Source organism: Pseudomonas fluorescens, from assembly GCF_003732425.1.
In the GTDB taxonomy this organism is placed as follows: Bacteria; Pseudomonadota; Gammaproteobacteria; order Pseudomonadales; family Pseudomonadaceae; genus Aquipseudomonas; species Aquipseudomonas fluorescens_BE.
The window spans coordinates 1067614-1085321 of sequence record NZ_MOBX01000013.1; the positions used below are offsets into that span (position 1 = coordinate 1067614).

At 60.0% G+C, this 17708-nt stretch carries 15 protein-coding genes; all 15 read left to right on the top strand.

The window, feature by feature from the left end; genetic code table 11:
* Positions 1 to 145 precede the first annotated feature (145 nt).
* The 15 genes from BK670_RS15335 (at position 146) to nuoH (ending at position 17700) form a co-directional block, all read left to right on the top strand.
* The gene (locus tag BK670_RS15335; RefSeq protein WP_123450773.1) at positions 146 to 592 is read left to right on the top strand and encodes an NUDIX hydrolase; all 447 of its coding nucleotides are present in this window, start codon (positions 146 to 148) and stop codon (positions 590 to 592) included.
* 59 nt (positions 593 to 651) lie between these two features.
* Entirely contained in the window at positions 652 to 1776 is a 1125-nt protein-coding gene (gene mnmA / locus BK670_RS15340) for a tRNA 2-thiouridine(34) synthase MnmA (protein ID WP_103386161.1), read from the top strand.
* Entirely contained in the window at positions 1773 to 2396 is a 624-nt protein-coding gene (gene hflD, locus BK670_RS15345; RefSeq protein ID WP_122600567.1) for a high frequency lysogenization protein HflD, read from the top strand. Before mnmA ends, hflD begins: the two co-directional genes overlap by 4 nt.
* 127 nt (positions 2397 to 2523) lie before the next feature.
* Positions 2524 to 3894 (top strand): adenylosuccinate lyase, encoded by a 1371-nt coding sequence (purB, locus tag BK670_RS15350; RefSeq protein ID WP_003223822.1) that lies wholly within the window; start codon positions 2524 to 2526, stop codon positions 3892 to 3894.
* Between the two features lie 86 nt (positions 3895 to 3980).
* Positions 3981 to 5150 carry a ribosomal protein uL16 3-hydroxylase gene (locus BK670_RS15355; protein WP_123450774.1) on the top strand — a complete coding sequence of 390 codons (1170 nt, stop codon included), beginning with the start codon at positions 3981 to 3983 and terminating at the stop codon, positions 5148 to 5150.
* Positions 5143 to 5568 carry a GNAT family N-acetyltransferase gene (locus BK670_RS15360; RefSeq protein ID WP_123450775.1) on the top strand — a complete coding sequence of 142 codons (426 nt, stop codon included), beginning with the start codon at positions 5143 to 5145 and terminating at the stop codon, positions 5566 to 5568. The genes BK670_RS15355 and BK670_RS15360 overlap by 8 nt, the downstream gene beginning before the upstream one ends.
* 261 nt (positions 5569 to 5829) lie before the next feature.
* Positions 5830 to 6591 carry a secretin N-terminal domain-containing protein gene (locus tag BK670_RS15365; protein WP_123450776.1) on the top strand — a complete coding sequence of 254 codons (762 nt, stop codon included), beginning with the start codon at positions 5830 to 5832 and terminating at the stop codon, positions 6589 to 6591.
* A gap of 473 nt (positions 6592 to 7064) precedes the next feature.
* Entirely contained in the window at positions 7065 to 8390 is a 1326-nt protein-coding gene (gene aceA / locus BK670_RS15370; protein ID WP_016775277.1) for an isocitrate lyase, read from the top strand.
* A gap of 646 nt (positions 8391 to 9036) precedes the next feature.
* A complete protein-coding gene (locus tag BK670_RS15375) occupies positions 9037 to 9450 on the top strand; it encodes an NADH-quinone oxidoreductase subunit A (RefSeq protein WP_003223812.1) in 414 nt (137 codons plus the stop codon).
* Between the two features lie 10 nt (positions 9451 to 9460).
* Positions 9461 to 10135 carry a NuoB/complex I 20 kDa subunit family protein gene (locus tag BK670_RS15380; protein ID WP_003223809.1) on the top strand — a complete coding sequence of 225 codons (675 nt, stop codon included), beginning with the start codon at positions 9461 to 9463 and terminating at the stop codon, positions 10133 to 10135.
* A gap of 73 nt (positions 10136 to 10208) precedes the next feature.
* Entirely contained in the window at positions 10209 to 11993 is a 1785-nt protein-coding gene (nuoC, locus tag BK670_RS15385) for an NADH-quinone oxidoreductase subunit C/D (RefSeq protein ID WP_123450777.1), read from the top strand.
* Positions 11994 to 11995: 2 nt separating this feature from the next.
* On the top strand, positions 11996 to 12493 hold the full coding sequence (gene nuoE, locus BK670_RS15390) for an NADH-quinone oxidoreductase subunit NuoE (protein ID WP_003223804.1): 498 nt from the start codon (positions 11996 to 11998) through the stop codon (positions 12491 to 12493).
* Positions 12490 to 13845 carry an NADH-quinone oxidoreductase subunit NuoF gene (gene nuoF / locus BK670_RS15395; RefSeq protein WP_102357810.1) on the top strand — a complete coding sequence of 452 codons (1356 nt, stop codon included), beginning with the start codon at positions 12490 to 12492 and terminating at the stop codon, positions 13843 to 13845. The genes nuoE and nuoF overlap by 4 nt, the downstream gene beginning before the upstream one ends.
* Positions 13846 to 13981: 136 nt before the next feature.
* On the top strand, positions 13982 to 16696 hold the full coding sequence (nuoG, locus tag BK670_RS15400) for an NADH-quinone oxidoreductase subunit NuoG (protein ID WP_123450778.1): 2715 nt from the start codon (positions 13982 to 13984) through the stop codon (positions 16694 to 16696).
* Entirely contained in the window at positions 16693 to 17700 is a 1008-nt protein-coding gene (gene nuoH, locus BK670_RS15405; protein WP_123450779.1) for an NADH-quinone oxidoreductase subunit NuoH, read from the top strand. The genes nuoG and nuoH overlap by 4 nt, the downstream gene beginning before the upstream one ends.
* The last annotated feature ends 8 nt before the right edge of the window (positions 17701 to 17708 follow it).

Consider the following 17708-nt stretch of genomic DNA (forward strand, 5'->3'; position numbering starts at 1 on the left):
ACAACATAAATCCCTTGTGGGAGCGAGCCTGCTCGCGAATGCGGTTTATCATTCAGCATCTTCATTGGCTGACCCAACGCTTTCGCGAGCAGGCTCGCTCCCACATTTTGATTGCGTTTCAACCTTGAAATTTGAGGAAGGTTTTATGGAATGGCTCCCCCACATCACCGTCGCCACCATCGTCGAGGACAACGGTCGCTTTCTGATGGTCGTAGAGCACAAAGCCGGGCGTAACGTGCTCAACCAGCCCGCCGGCCATCTCGACCCGGACGAAACCCTGATCGATGCCGCCGTGCGCGAAACCCTCGAAGAAACCGGCTGGGACGTCGAGCCCACCGGCGTCATTGGCATTTACCTGTACACCGCGCCGAGCAATGGCGTGACCTACCAGCGCGTGTGCTTCAGCGCCAAAGCCGTGCAACACCACCCCGATTATCAACTCGACGACGGCATCGTCGGCGCCAAGTGGCTGACCCGTGACGAATTAATCGCCCAACCCGACAATTGGCGCAGCGAGCTGATCATCCGTTGCATCGACGATTATCTGGCCGGTCATCACTTCAGCCTCGAACTGATCCGCCCTTCTCTTTAGCCTTGAGGCCGCGAGCCTGCTAGAATCGCGTCCTTTTTCAAGACACTCATTGAATCCCTATGCGTGATCCAGCCCCTTCTGACACATCCAAGAAGCGCGTCATTGTCGGCATGTCCGGCGGCGTGGACTCTTCCGTTTCCGCTCTCCTGCTGATCGAGCAGGGCTATGAAGTGGAAGGCCTGTTCATGAAGAACTGGGAAGAAGACGACGGAACGGAATACTGCACCGCCATGGACGACCTGGCGGATGCTCAGGCTGTCTGCGACAAAATCGGCATCAAGCTGCACACCGCCAACTTCGCCGCCGAGTACTGGGACAACGTGTTCGAGCACTTCCTCGCCGAATACAAGGCCGGTCGCACGCCGAACCCGGACATCCTCTGCAACCGCGAGATCAAGTTCAAGGCGTTCCTCGACTACGCCATGATGCTCGGCGCTGACCTGATTGCCACCGGCCACTACGTGCGCCGCCGCGACATCGATGGCCGCACCGAACTGCTCAAAGGCCTCGATCCGAACAAGGATCAGAGCTACTTCCTGCACGCCGTGGGCGGCGAACAGATCGCCAAGACCCTGTTCCCGGTCGGCGAACTGGAAAAGCCGGAAGTGCGTGCGATTGCCGAGAAATACGAGCTGGCGACTGCCAAGAAGAAGGATTCCACCGGGATCTGCTTCATCGGCGAGCGTCGCTTCAGCGATTTCCTCAAGCAATACCTGCCAGCGCAACCGGGTGAGATCAAGACCACCGAAGGCGAAGTCATCGGCCGTCACCACGGCTTGATGTACCACACCATCGGTCAGCGTCAGGGCCTCGGTATCGGCGGCTTGAAAGACGCCGGCGACGAGCCGTGGTACGTGCTGCGCAAGGATCTGGACACCAACGAGCTGATCGTCGGCCAGGGCAACAACCATCCGTGGCTGTTCTCCAGCGCCCTGCTCGCCTCGGAAATCTATTGGGTCAACCCGATCGACCTGAGCCAGCCGCTGCGCCTGACGGCGAAAGTGCGTTATCGCCAGAGCGATCAGGCCTGCACCCTGGAAAAAACCGCGACGGGCTACCGCGCCGTGTTCGACGAGCCGCAACGCGCGGTCACACCGGGCCAGTCCGTGGTGTTCTACGACGGTGAAATCTGCCTCGGTGGCGGCGTGATCGAAGTCGCCGAGCCGTGGAGCAGCCAGGCATGAGCCCGACTCAGGAACAACTGACGGCGCTCGGCGGCGTGTTTCTCGCCGCCGTACTGGTCGACCGGATCGCCAAGACCGGCCAGACCAACGAAGCCGGCCTGAGCTGCATGCTCGGCAGCCTGCTGGTGCGCGACCCGAAGGACACACTGGATGTTTACGGTGGCGACGACATCAATCTGCGCGAGGGCTACCGCGCACTGATCGGCGCCCTCGAGCGCGATCCGAGCACGTTGCAGCGCGAGCCATTGCGTTATGCCCTGTCGATGCTCGGCCTTGAGCGTCAACTGGCCAAACGTGACGACATGCTCGACATCATCGGCAAGCGTTTGCCGCAGATTCAGTCGCAGGTCGAGCACTTTGGTCCGGCCCACGAAAACGTGGTCGCGGCCTGCGGCGCGCTGTATCAGGACACCCTGAGCACCTTGCGCCAACGCATTCAGGTCCACGGCGATATGCGCAACCTGCAGCAGCCAAGCAATGCCTCGAAGATTCGCGCCCTGCTCCTCGCTGGCATTCGTTCGGCGCGGCTGTGGCGGCAGCTCGGTGGCCATCGCTGGCAGTTAGTGATCAGCCGGCGCAAGCTGCTCAAAGAGCTGTATCCATTGATGCGCAGCGAGTAAAACGCCGCGCAATAAAAGCTTTGTAGTCTGTAACGCGTAATACGCCGGTCAGTTGGCAACGGACCGGCGGATTTTTTCATGTATGATACGCGCCCCATTTCGTTGCCCGACTGTCCGAGAACACCCCATGCAGCTTTCTTCGCTCACTGCGGTTTCCCCTGTTGACGGCCGCTACGCCGGCAAAACCCAGGCCCTGCGCCCGATTTTCAGCGAGTACGGCCTGATCCGTGCCCGTGTTCTGGTTGAAGTGCGCTGGCTCCAGCGCCTGGCCGCCCACGCTGGTATCCCTGAAGTGCCAGCCTTCTCCGCCGAGGCCAACGCCGTTCTCAATGAACTGGCTGAAAACTTCTCGCTGGAGCACGCCGAGCGCGTCAAAGAGATCGAGCGCACCACCAACCACGACGTCAAAGCGATCGAATACCTGCTCAAAGAGCAGGCGGCCAAGCTGCCGGAGCTGGCCAAGGTCAGCGAGTTCATCCACTTTGCCTGCACCAGCGAAGACATCAACAACCTGTCTCACGCCCTGATGCTGCGCGAAGGCCGTGACGACGTGATGCTGCCGCTGATGCGCCAGACCGCCAACGCCATCCGCGAACTGGCCATCCGTTTCGCTGACGTGCCGATGCTGTCGCGCACCCACGGTCAACCGGCCTCCCCGACTACTTTGGGTAAAGAGCTGGCAAACGTGGTTTACCGTCTCGAGCGCCAGATCGCCCAAGTCGCTGCCGTACCGCTGCTGGGCAAGATCAACGGCGCTGTCGGCAACTACAACGCTCACCTGTCGGCCTACCCGCAGATCGACTGGGAAGCCAACGCCCGCGCCTTCATCGAAGACGAACTGGGCCTGGGCTTCAACCCGTACACCACGCAGATCGAACCGCACGACTACATCGCCGAGCTGTTCGACGCCATTGCGCGTTTCAACACCATCCTGATCGACTTCGACCGTGACATCTGGGGCTATATCTCCCTGGGTTATTTCAAGCAGCGCACCATCGCTGGCGAAATCGGTTCGTCGACCATGCCGCACAAGGTCAACCCGATCGACTTCGAAAACTCCGAAGGCAACCTGGGCATCGCCAACGCACTGTTCCAGCACCTGGCGAGCAAACTGCCGATCTCCCGCTGGCAGCGCGACCTGACCGACTCCACCGTACTGCGTAACCTCGGTGTCGGCTTCGCCCACAGCGTGATCGCGTACGAAGCCAGCCTCAAAGGCATCAGCAAACTGGAGCTCAACGAGCAGAAGATTGCCGCTGACCTCGACGCTTGCTGGGAAGTGTTGGCCGAGCCGATCCAGACCGTGATGCGCCGCTACAACATCGAAAACCCGTACGAGAAGCTGAAAGAACTGACCCGCGGCAAAGGCATCAGCCCTGAAGCGTTGCAGACTTTCATCGACGGCCTGGACATGCCTGCCGAGGCGAAAGCCGAGCTCAAGCAACTGACTCCGGCCAACTACATCGGTAACGCTGTAGCGCAAGCCAAACGCATCTGATCGACCGCTTGATCCGTTTGAGACGCCCGGCCGCGCCGGGCGTTTTTATTCCCGTCTGAAAAGTGCTTTTTTTCAATAGGTTACATATGAATTCCGATATTCCTCTTCAACTTCTGGGCGGCCTCACAGCACGCGAATTCCTGCGCGACTACTGGCAGAAAAAGCCACTGCTGATCCGTCAGGCGATTCCTGACTTCGAAAGCCCGATCGACGCCGACGAACTGGCCGGCCTGGCCCTGGAAGAAGAAGTCGAATCGCGCCTGGTCATCGAGCACGGCGAGCGTCCATGGGAACTGCGTCGCGGCCCGTTCGCTGAAGATGAATTCAGCAAACTGCCGGAAAAAGAGTGGACCCTGCTCGTTCAAGCGGTCGACCAATTCGTCCCGGAAGTCAGCGAACTGCTGGAAAACTTCCGCTTCCTGCCGAGCTGGCGCGTCGATGACGTGATGATCAGCTTCGCCGCCCCGGGTGGCAGCGTCGGTCCGCACTTCGACAACTACGACGTGTTCCTGCTGCAGGGTCACGGCAAGCGCAACTGGAAAATCGGCCAGATGTGCGACTCCGAGAGCCCGCTGCTGCAGCACGCGGACCTGCGCATCCTCGCTGAATTCCACGAGACCGAAGAGTGGGTGCTGGAGCCGGGCGACATGCTCTACCTGCCGCCGCGTCTGGCCCACTGCGGTGTTGCGGTCGACAACTGCATGACCTACTCGGTCGGCTTCCGCGCACCAAGCGCTTCCGAAGTGCTGACTCACTTCACCGACTTCCTCAGCCAGTTCCTGACTGACGAAGAGCGCTACACCGACGCCGATGCACAGCCTGCAGCCGATCCGCATCAGATTCAACACGATGCACTGGATCGCCTGAAAGCCCTGCTCGCCGAGCACATGAGCGACGAGCGCCTGTTGCTGACCTGGTTCGGCCAGTACATGACCGAGCCGCGCTACCCGGAACTGGTGGTCGGCCCGGAAGAGATCGAAGAAGAAGACTTCCTCGCCGCTCTGCAGGACGGCGCCGTGCTGATCCGCAACCCGAGCGCGCGTCTGGCCTGGTCGGAGGTCGATGATGACCTGCTGCTGTTCGCCAGCGGTCAGAGCCGTTACCTGCCGGGCAAACTGCGCGAACTGCTGAAGCTGATCTGCGCCGCTGACGCCCTGCACACCGACAACCTCGGTGAGTGGCTGAACGACGAAGACGGTTGCAGCCTGCTGTGCCAACTGGTCAAGCAAGGTAGCTTGGGGTTCGCCGATGAATAAGATTCGCGTTCGTGTCGCAGACTGGCAGAAGGACATCGCCGAGATCCGGCGCATTCGTGAAACGGTGTTCATCGCCGAGCAATCGGTGCCACCTGAGCTGGAATGGGACGCGGATGACGCGACCGCCGTGCATTTCCTGGCGTTTGAAGGCGATTTTCCGATCGGCACTGCACGCCTTCTGCCCGATGGGCACATCGGCCGGGTGTCGGTGCTGAAAGACTGGCGCGGCATGAAGGTCGGTGATGCGCTGATGCAAGCGGTGATTGCTGAAGCAGAAACGCGCGGCTTGCAGCAGCAGATGCTCAGCGCTCAGGTGCAGGCCACGGCGTTCTATGAGCGCCTGGGTTTCAACCTGATCAGCGAGGAATTCCTTGAAGCCGGGATTCCGCATGTCGACATGGTTCGGCATTCGGCCTGATCAGCAGAGATCCTGTACAGGCGAAACCCTGTGGCGAGGGAGCTTGCTCCCGCTGGGCTGCGTAGCAGACCCCAGATTTTCAGGGCCGCTTCGCGCCCCAGCGGGAGCAAGCTCCCTCGCCACAAAAACAGTATGTGAACACCGTCAAAACGCCCCGCCATTCTCGGATGCCGGGGCGTTTTGCTGTCTACGATTCAACTTGCCCCACCCCAGGCCGACAAACTGGCAATATCAAGCCTTTCGAAAGCGGAGATAACGGACATGTCCCTACGCACCCTGCTCACCACCCTGCTGCTCGGTTGCAGTTTTTCGGTGATGGCAGCCACAGAAATCGTGCCCCTCAATTACCGCACCAGCGCTGACATGTTGCCAATGGCGCAAGACTTCCTCGGCAAGGACGGTCAGGTCAGCGCCTACGGCAACCAACTGATCATCAAGGCCGAGCCGGACAAGATTCAGGAACTCAAGGCGCTGATCACCCAACTCGACACTGCGCCAAAGCGTTTGCTGATTACCGTCGACACCAACGAAAACAATGGCCGTGGCGACGAAGGTTATTCGGTCAATGGCGCCCAGCCGAACCAGACTCGAATCATCAGCCGCAGCACCGCCAGCCGTGACGGCGGCGTGCAGCAGGTACAGGCCACCGACGGCATGCCGGCGCTGATTCAAGTCGGTCAAAGTGTGCCGATCACCAGCAGCCAGACCAATTCCTACGGCGATTACAGCAGCCAGACCCAATACCGCAACGTGACCCAGGGTTTCTATGTCACCGCCAGCGTCACCGGCGACATCGTTCACCTGGCGATCAGTACCAACCGTGACCGCATGAGCCAGGAACGTCCTGATGTAGTGAACGTGCAAAGCACCGACACAACTGTCAGCGGGCGCCTCGGCGAGTGGATCACCCTCGCCGGCGTGAATCGCCAGACTCAGGCCGATAAACAGGACCTGACCCGCAGTTACTCGACTCAAGGTCGGGATGACATGACCTTGCGGGTGAAAGTCGACGCCTTGGACTAAAGCACCGAAAACTGACTGATTAGTCGTATTAGACGAAAGATGTAGTGCCCTAAAAAAAGCACTACAAAACGTTTGACGAGCCCAAAAAGCGAAGGCATGATGGCCTCGCTCCCGCTAATCAGAGGCCCTGTCAAGGGCCTTCGAATCGATGTTCGCACCTACCCCGCGAACCGTTTCGTGTCTGTACCGCCCACAAGGTGTGTTTGACGAGGTTGCCGACTGGAACGAAGTTGTCCCGAGGGACGGAAGCGTAATTAGGTAACCCGGCTTCACGCTGTAGACCGTATAAAGGCCCACGACGCCCGAATGCGCCCGCAGTCCGCCACTACCTGCTCACTTCCCCTCGAGCCCATCGTTCATCCCGTCGCCTACCCCGCCGAATCCGACTTGACCACCTAAGCTTCTGGTCAGCGAGCGCAGGAATTTTCCACCGCAGAACAACTTTTCATAAAGACGCGACGAGGTTTATCTCCATGGCACTGACACGCGAACAGCAAATTGCAGCCCTTGAAAAAGACTGGGCTGAAAACCCGCGCTGGAAAGGCGTGACACGCACTTACTCCGCTGCTGACGTCGTCCGTCTGCGTGGCTCGGTTCAACCTGAGCACACTTTCGCGAAAATGGGCGCCGAGAAGCTGTGGAACCTGGTCACCCAGGGTGCCAAGCCGTCCTTCCGCCCAGAGAAAGATTTCGTCAACTGCATGGGCGCCCTGACCGGCGGCCAGGCTGTTCAGCAGGTCAAAGCCGGTATCCAGGCGATCTACCTGTCGGGCTGGCAAGTGGCTGCGGACAACAACTCCGCAGAATCCATGTACCCGGACCAGTCGCTGTACCCGGTGGACTCGGTGCCGACCGTGGTCAAGCGCATCAACAACTCGTTCCGTCGTGCTGACCAGATCCAGTGGAAAGCCGGCAAGAACCCGGGCGACGATGGCTACATCGACTACTTCGCGCCAATCGTGGCGGACGCCGAAGCCGGTTTCGGCGGCGTGCTGAACGCTTACGAGCTGATGAAGAGCATGATCGAAGCAGGCGCCGCCGGCGTTCACTTCGAAGACCAACTGGCTTCCGTGAAAAAATGCGGTCACATGGGCGGTAAAGTACTGGTTCCTACTCAGGAAGCCGTACAGAAGCTGACCGCTGCACGTCTGGCTGCCGACGTTGCCGGTACTCCGACCATCATTCTGGCTCGTACTGACGCTAACGCTGCTGACCTGCTGACTTCCGATTGCGACCCGTACGACCAGCCGTTCGTGACTGGCGAGCGCACTCAGGAAGGTTTCTACAAGGTTCGCGCTGGCCTGGATCAAGCCATCGCCCGCGGCCTGGCTTACGCTCCGTACGCCGACCTGATCTGGTGCGAAACCGCCAAGCCGGACCTGGAAGAAGCCCGTCGCTTCGCTGAAGCGATCAAAAAGGAATACCCGGACCAACTGCTGTCGTACAACTGCTCGCCTTCCTTCAACTGGAAGAAAAACCTGGACGACGCGACCATCGCCAAGTTCCAGCGCGAACTGTCCGCCATGGGCTACAAGCACCAGTTCATCACCCTGGCCGGCATTCACAACATGTGGCACAGCATGTTCAACCTGGCGCACGACTACGCCCGCAACGACATGACTGCCTACGTGAAGCTGCAAGAGCAGGAATTCGCTGACGCCGCCAAGGGTTACACCTTCGTGGCTCACCAGCAGGAAGTGGGCACCGGCTACTTCGACGACATGACCACTGTGATCCAGGGTGGCTCGTCGTCGGTCACCGCACTGACCGGTTCGACCGAAGAAGAACAGTTCCACTGATTCGGCTTCGCTGAGCAAACGGCCTTTGCGGATCGTATAGAAAGCTAACCGCAGAGCCGCAAAACTGACGCCCCGACTGGTTCGGGGCGTTTTTTTGCCCGAGACAATCTCCCAGACACCATCAATCCCCTGTGGGAGCGAGCCTGCTCGCGAATGCGTTGTGCCAGCTTGCACACGTGGTGACTGACACACCGCTTTCGCGAGCAGGCTCGCTCCCACAGGTTTTCTCTTCAGCCCGGGAGAGAAAACATTGATCCAGAGCGGTACAACCGTCAGAAAAATCCGCTAAAACGGGCACCGTCGCTACTTGCAGTAACGTGCAAGTAAGACAACTTCCCAACTGACATCCCGTTAAACAGTTACAAATCCACCGCAAACGATATCAATTATCATTTAGCCGAAACTATGTTCGTTACATTGCCGACAAAACATTATTTGCATAAACCCGCCTAATGCCCGCAACGCATGGGCTGCAGGGCATTGGAGATGCGCTATGTCCTTATTCCAATAAATAATTTCGCTATAGGAATTTTACTTGCAGGGTGTTTAGCCATAAAATCAGCGCGATTGATTGCTGCGACATATCGTCACTGCCTATTTCTTTATCAAGCTCAGAGACCTTTGCTCTCTGTTAAGGATTACCAGCATGCCCGAAGCGACAGGACTCATGGCCCACAACTGGGGCTTTGCCATTTTCCTTCTGGGTGTCGTCGGCCTGTGTGCCTTCATGCTTGGCGTCTCCAGCCTCCTTGGGTCAAAAGCCTGGGGCCGCAGCAAAAACGAACCGTTCGAGTCGGGCATGCTACCTACCGGTGGCGCCCGCTTGCGGCTCTCAGCCAAATTCTATCTGGTCGCGATGCTCTTCGTGATCTTCGATATCGAAGCCCTCTTTCTCTTTGCATGGTCTGTGTCCGTCCGCGAAAGCGGCTGGACCGGATTCGTCGAAGCTCTCGTTTTCATAGCAATTCTGTTGGCAGGTCTTGTCTACCTGTTCCGAGTGGGCGCCCTTGACTGGGCTCCGGAAGCTCGTCGCAAGCGGCAGGCGAAGCTGAAACAATGAGGCTTTGGCAATGCAATACAATCTCACCAGGATCGACCCCGATGCTCCTAACGAGCAGTATCCGATTGGCGAACGGGAAACCGTTTCCGATCCGTTAGAAGATCAAGTCCACAAAAACATTTTCATGGGCAAGCTGGAAGACGTGCTGAGTGGCGCGGTCAACTGGGGACGTAAGAACTCCCTGTGGCCGTACAACTTCGGTCTGTCGTGCTGCTACGTGGAAATGACCACCGCCTTCACGGCGCCCCACGACATCGCGCGCTTCGGCGCCGAAGTGATCCGGGCATCACCGCGTCAGGCCGACTTCATGGTTATCGCCGGTACCTGCTTCATCAAGATGGCGCCGATCATCCAGCGTCTCTACGAGCAAATGCTCGAGCCGAAATGGGTTATCTCCATGGGTTCGTGCGCCAACTCCGGTGGCATGTACGACATCTACTCGGTGGTTCAAGGGGTGGACAAGTTCCTGCCCGTGGACGTCTACGTACCTGGCTGCCCGCCTCGTCCAGAAGCGTTTCTGCAAGGCTTGATGCTGCTGCAGGAATCGATTGGACAGGAGCGTCGTCCGCTTTCCTGGGTCGTTGGTGATCAAGGCGTTTATCGCGCCGACATGCCTTCGCAGAAGGAACAGCGCCGCGAACAGCGAATCGCAGTCACCAACCTGCGCAGCCCTGACGAAGTCTGATCCAGATCTGTTCTGACAAAGAAACGAGAAGCTGGCTTCATTCTTTACGTTGACCGAAAGCGAAAAAATAACCATGACTACAGGCAGCGCTCTGTACATCCCGCCTTATAAGGCAGACGACCAGGATGTGGTCGTCGAACTCAACAACCGTTTTGGCGCCGAGGCGTTCACCGCTCAGTCGACCCGCACCGGCATGCCGGTGCTGTGGGTCGCGCGCGCCAGGCTCATTGAAGTCCTGACTTTCCTGCGCAACCTGCCCAAGCCGTACGTCATGCTCTATGACCTGCACGGCGTGGACGAGCGTCTGCGCACCAAGCGTCAAGGGCTGCCATCGGACGCCGAGTTCACCGTGTTCTATCACCTCATGTCGCTCGAGCGTAATAGTGACGTGATGATCAAAGTCGCCTTGTCCGAGAGCGACCTGAGCTTGCCGACCGTCACCAGCATCTGGCCGAACGCCAACTGGTACGAGCGTGAAGTCTGGGACATGTACGGCATCGACTTCAAAGGCCACCCGCACCTGTCGCGCATCATGATGCCGCCGACCTGGGAAGGTCACCCGCTGCGCAAGGACTTCCCGGCGCGCGCCACCGAATTCGATCCGTACAGCCTCAACCTCGCCAAGCAACAGCTTGAGGAAGAAGCCGCGCGCTTCCGTCCTGAAGACTGGGGCATGAAGCGTTCCGGGGCCAACGAGGACTATATGTTCCTCAACCTCGGCCCGAACCACCCTTCTGCGCACGGTGCCTTCCGCATCATTCTGCAGCTGGACGGTGAAGAGATCGTCGACTGCGTGCCGGACATCGGTTACCACCACCGTGGTGCCGAGAAGATGGCCGAGCGTCAGTCGTGGCACAGCTTCATTCCGTACACCGACCGTATCGACTACCTCGGCGGCGTGATGAACAACCTGCCGTACGTGCTCTCGGTCGAGAAGCTGGCCGGCATCAAGGTGCCCGAGAAGGTCGACGTCATCCGCATCATGATGGCCGAGTTCTTCCGGATCACCAGCCACCTGCTGTTCCTCGGGACGTACATCCAGGACGTGGGTGCGATGACTCCGGTGTTCTTCACCTTCACCGACCGCCAGAAGGCGTACACGGTGATCGAAGCCATTACCGGTTTCCGTCTGCACCCGGCCTGGTACCGCATCGGTGGCGTCGCGCACGACCTGCCGCGCGGCTGGGAAAAACTGGTGAAAGACTTCGTTGAATGGCTGCCAAAACGCCTCGACGAATACACCAAGGCTGCCCTGCAGAACAGCATCCTCAAGGGTCGTACCATCGGCGTCGCCCAGTACAACACCAAAGAAGCCCTGGAATGGGGCGTCACCGGTGCTGGCCTGCGTTCGACCGGTTGCGATTTCGACCTGCGTAAAGCGCGTCCGTACTCCGGCTACGAGAACTTCGAGTTCGAAGTACCGCTGGCCGCCAACGGCGATGCCTACGACCGCTGCATGGTGCGCGTCGAAGAGATGCGCCAGAGCATCAAGATCATCGACCAGTGCATGCGCAACATGCCGGAAGGCCCGTACAAGGCGGATCACCCGCTGACCACGCCGCCGCCGAAAGAGCGCACGCTGCAGCACATCGAAACCTTGATCACGCACTTCCTGCAAGTTTCGTGGGGCCCGGTCATGCCGGCTAACGAATCCTTCCAGATGATTGAAGCGACCAAGGGCATCAACAGTTATTACCTGACGAGCGACGGCGGCACCATGAGCTACCGTACCCGGATCCGTACTCCGAGCTTCCCGCATCTGCAACAGATCCCTTCGGTGATCAAAGGCAGCATGGTCGCGGACTTGATTGCGTACCTGGGTAGTATCGACTTCGTTATGGCCGACGTGGACCGCTAAGCATGAACAGCACGCTTATCCAGACAGACCGTTTCACCCTGAGTGAAACCGAGCGCTCGGCCATCGAGCACGAGCTGCATCACTACGAAGACCCGCGCGCGGCGTCGATCGAAGCCCTGAAGATCGTTCAGAAAGAACGCGGCTGGGTGCCGGACGGCGCCCTATACGCGATCGGCGAAATCCTCGGCATCCCGGCCAGCGACGTTGAAGGTGTGGCGACGTTCTACAGCCAGATTTTCCGTCAGCCGGTCGGCCGTCACATCATTCGCGTCTGCGACAGCATGGTCTGCTACATCGGCGGCCACGAGTCGGTGGTCAGCGAAATCCAGAACAATCTGGGCATCGGCCTGGGTCAGACCACCGCCGACGGTCGTTTCACCCTGCTGCCTGTATGCTGCCTCGGCAACTGCGACAAGGCACCGGCGCTGATGATCGACGACGACACCTTTGGCGACGTACAGCCTGCTGGCGTGGCCAAACTGCTCGAGGGCTACGTATGACCCTGACATCTTTCGGTCCTGCCAACCGCATTCAGCGTTCGGCCGAGACTCACCCGCTGACCTGGCGTCTGCGTGACGACGGCGAAGCCGTGTGGCTCGACGAATACCAGGCCAAGAACGGTTACGCCGCTGCGCGCAAAGCCTTCGCCGACATGGATCAGGACGCCATCGTCCAGACCGTGAAGGACGCAGGCTTGAAAGGTCGCGGCGGTGCAGGCTTCCCTACGGGCGTGAAGTGGGGCCTGATGCCCAAAGACGAATCCATCAACATCCGCTACCTGCTGTGCAACGCGGATGAAATGGAGCCGAACACCTGGAAAGACCGCATGCTGATGGAGCAACTGCCCCATCTGCTGATCGAAGGCATGCTGATCAGTGCTCGCGCGCTGAAAACCTACCGTGGCTATATCTTCCTGCGTGGCGAATACACCACCGCCGCCAAGCACCTCAACCGTGCCGTGGAAGAAGCCAAGGCTGCTGGCCTTTTGGGTAAAAACATTCTGGGCAGCGGCTTCGATTTCGAGCTGTTCGTCCACACCGGCGCCGGGCGTTACATCTGCGGTGAAGAAACCGCGCTGATCAACTCCCTCGAAGGCCGCCGCGCGAACCCGCGCTCCAAGCCGCCCTTCCCTGCCGCCGTCGGCGTGTGGGGCAAGCCGACTTGCGTGAACAACGTCGAAACCCTTTGCAACGTGCCGGCGATCATTGCCGACGGCGTTGACTGGTACAAATCGTTGGCCCGCGAAGGCAGCGAAGACATGGGCACCAAGCTCATGGGCTTCTCCGGCAAAGTGAAAAACCCGGGCCTGTGGGAACTGCCATTCGGCGTCACCGGTCGCGAGTTGTTCGAAGACTACGCCGGCGGCATGCGCGACGGTTTCAAACTCAAGGCCTGGCAGCCAGGTGGCGCCGGTACCGGTTTCCTCCTGCCAGAACACCTCGACGCACAAATGTACGCCGGCGGCATCGCCAAAGTGGGCACCCGGATGGGTACCGGCCTGGCCATGGCGGTGGACGACAGCGTCAACATGGTCTCGCTGCTGCGCAACATGGAGCAGTTCTTTGCCCGTGAGTCTTGCGGTTTCTGCACCCCGTGCCGTGATGGTTTGCCATGGAGCGTCAAGCTCTTGATGGCCATCGAAGAAGGCCGCGGTCAGCCAGGCGACATCGAGACCCTGCTGGGTCTGGTCAACTTCCTCGGCCCGGGCAAGACCTTCTGTGCTCACGCACCGGGTGCCGTGGAGCCGTTGGGCAGTGCCATCAAATACTTCCGTCCAGAGTTCGAAGCCGGTATCGCGCCTGCAAGCGCCGCCGTCCCGCCTCTGGCAAGGCCGATCGTAGTCGGCGCGTAAACGCTTAAAAAGGCGAAGGGTCCGTGCCCTTCGCCTTTCGTCCGATGACGCCTTTCGGGGCTGACTGGATTCGGACGGATAACAAGATTCCATTAGCCACGCCCGCTGACACCGGGCCAACGAAGACCTTTGAACCATGGCCACTATCCACGTAGACGGCAAAGCGCTCGAAGTCGACGGGGCAGACAACCTGTTACAGGCATGTCTGTCGCTGGGCCTCGACATCCCTTATTTCTGCTGGCACCCCGCGCTTGGTAGCGTCGGGGCCTGCCGCCAGTGCGCGGTCAAACAGTACACCGACGAGAACGACACCCGTGGTCGCATCGTCATGTCCTGCATGACCCCGGCCACCGACAACACCTGGATCTCCATCGACGATGAAGAATCCAAGGCGTTCCGCGCCAGCGTTGTCGAATGGCTGATGACCAACCACCCGCACGACTGCCCGGTCTGCGAAGAAGGCGGTCACTGCCACCTGCAAGACATGACGGTGATGACCGGCCACAACGAGCGCCGTTATCGCTTCACCAAACGCACCCACCAGAACCAGCAACTGGGCCCGTTCATTTCCCACGAAATGAACCGCTGCATCGCTTGCTACCGCTGCGTGCGTTTCTATAAGGATTACGCGGGCGGCACCGACCTCGGTGTATTCGGCGCCCACGACAACGTGTACTTCGGTCGCGTTGAAGACGGCACCCTCGAAAGCGAGTTCTCCGGCAACCTCACCGAGGTCTGCCCGACCGGTGTGTTCACCGACAAGACTCACTCCGAGCGCTACAACCGCAAGTGGGACATGCAGTTCTCGCCGAGCATCTGCCATGGCTGCTCGAGCGGTTGCAACATCTCCCCGGGCGAACGTTACGGCGAACTGCGTCGCATCGAAAACCGTTTCAACGGTTCGGTGAACCAGTACTTCCTGTGCGACCGTGGCCGATTCGGTTATGGCTACGTCAACCGCACCGACCGTCCACGTCAGCCGCTGCTGGCCGACGGCACCAAACTCGGTCTGGACGCTGCGCTGGATAAAGCCGCTGATCTGCTGCGCGGTCGCAACATCGTCGGTATCGGTTCGCCGCGTGCCAGCCTTGAAAGCAACTACGCGTTGCGCGAACTGGTCGGCGCCGAGCACTTCTACTCGGGTATCGAAGCCTCCGAACTGGAACGCATCCGTCTGGTCCTGCAAGTGCTGAAAGACAGCCCGCTGCCAGTGCCGAACATGCGCGACATCGAAGACCACGACGCCATCTTCGTCCTCGGTGAAGACCTGACCCAGACTGCTGCGCGTATGGCCCTGTCCCTGCGTCAGTCGGTCAAAGGCAAAGCTGAAGACATGGCCGAAGCCATGCGCGTTCAGCCTTGGCTCGACGCGGCGGTGAAGAACATCGGTCAGCACGCGCTGAACCCGCTGTTCATCGCCAGCCTGGCGGAAACCAAGCTCGACGACATCGCCGAAGAGTGCGTACACGCCGCTCCAGACGATCTGGCACGCATCGGTTTCGCCGTTGCTCACGCTCTGGATGCCAGCGCGCCGGCCGTTGAAGGTCTGGACGCTGAAGCACTGGAACTGGCCAAGCGCATTGCTGATGCCCTGCTCGCGGCCAAACGTCCGCTGATCATCGCCGGTACTTCGCTGGGCTCCAAAGCGCTGATCGAAGCGGCGGCGAACATCGCCAAAGCGCTGAAGCTGCGCGAGAAGAACGGTTCCATCAGCCTGATCGTGCCGGAAGCCAACAGTCTCGGTCTGGCCATGCTCGGTGGCGAATCGGTCGACGCGGCGCTGCAAGCCGTAATCGATGGCAAGGCCGACGCCATCGTCGTGCTGGAAAACGATCTGTACACCCGCACCTCGAAAGCCAAGGTCGATGCCGCACTGAACGCCGCGCAAGTGGTGATCGTTGCCGACCATCAGAAGACTGCCACCACCGACCGCGCGCAACTGGTTCTGCCAGCGGCGAGCTTCGCTGAAGGCGACGGTACGCTGGTCAGCCAGGAAGGTCGCGCCCAGCGCTTCTTCCAGGTTTTCGACCCGCAATACATGGACGCGAGCATCCTGGTTCACGAAGGCTGGCGCTGGCTGCACGCCCTGCGCGCGACCCTGCTGAACCAGCCGATCGACTGGACGCAACTCGACCACGTCACCGCTGCCGTGGCTTCGAGCACCGAGCAACTGGCGCGTATCGTCGATGCTGCTCCGTCTGCCGCGTTCCGCATCAAGGGTCTGAAACTGGCGCGTGAGCCGCTGCGTTATTCCGGTCGCACCGCCATGCGCGCCGACATCAGCGTTCACGAACCGCGCACCCCGCAAGACAAAGACACCGCGTTCGCCTTCTCCATGGAAGGTTACTCGGGTTCGGCTGAACCCCGTCAGCAAGTGCCATTCGCCTGGTCGCCGGGCTGGAACTCGCCACAAGCGTGGAACAAGTTCCAGGACGAAGTCGGTGGTCACCTGCGTGCTGGCGATCCGGGCACCCGCCTGATCGAAAGCACCGGCGATTCGCTGAACTGGTTCGCTGCCGCACCGCGTGCTTTCAACCCGGCGCCTGGCACCTGGCAGGCCGTGCCGTTCTACCACCTGTTCGGCAGCGACGAAAACTCGTCGAAAGCCGCGCCGGTGCAAGAGCGCATTCCGGCTCCGTACGTGGCTCTGGCCAAGTCCGAAGCCGATCGCCTGGGCGTAAACGACGGTGCCCTGCTGAGCCTGAACGTTGCCGGTCAGACCCTGCGTCTGCCGCTGCGCATCAATGAAGAACTGGGCGCCGGTCTGGTGGCATTGCCTGCGGGCATCGCCGGCATTCCACCGGCATTCGCCGGCGTATCCGTCGACGGTCTGCAGGAGGCAGCGCAATGACCTGGTTCACCCCTGAAGTGATCGATGTGATCCTCTCGGTCGTCAAAGCCATCGTGATTCTGCTGGCCGTGGTGGTCGCGGGCGCGTTGCTCAGCTTTGTCGAACGTCGCCTGCTGGGCTGGTGGCAGGACCGTTATGGTCCGAACCGCGTTGGCCCGTTCGGCATGTTCCAGATCGCCGCCGACATGCTGAAGATGTTCTTCAAGGAAGACTGGACCCCGCCGTTTGCCGACAAGGTGATCTTCACCCTGGCACCGGTGGTGGCCATGTCCGCCCTGCTGATCGCGTTTGCGATCATCCCGATCACCCCGACCTGGGGCGTGGCGGATCTGAACATCGGCCTGCTGTTCTTCTTCGCCATGGCCGGTCTGTCGGTCTACGCGGTGCTGTTCGCCGGCTGGTCGAGTAACAACAAGTTCGCCCTGCTCGGCAGCTTGCGTGCCTCGGCGCAGACCGTGTCCTACGAAGTGTTCATGGGCCTGGCCCTGATGGGCATCGTGGTGCAGGTCGGCTCGTTCAACATGCGCGACATCGTCGAGTACCAGGCGCAGAACCTGTGGTTCATCATTCCGCAGTTCTTCGGCTTCTGTACCTTCTTCATTGCTGGCGTGGCCGTGACTCACCGTCACCCGTTCGACCAGCCGGAAGCGGAACAGGAACTGGCCGACGGTTACCACATTGAATACGCCGGTATGAAATGGGGCATGTTCTTCGTCGGTGAATACATCGGCATCATCCTGATCTCGGCACTGCTGGTCACCCTGTTCTTCGGTGGCTGGCACGGTCCGTTCGGCATCCTGCCGCAACTGTCCTTCGTCTGGTTCGCACTGAAGACCGCGTTCTTCATCATGCTGTTCATCCTGCTGCGCGCCTCCATCCCGCGTCCGCGTTATGACCAGGTGATGGATTTCAGCTGGAAATTCTGCCTGCCACTGACCCTGATCAATTTGCTGATAACCGCTGCGGTTGTGTTGTGGAACACACCTGCGGTTGCGGTTCAGTGAGGATTTGA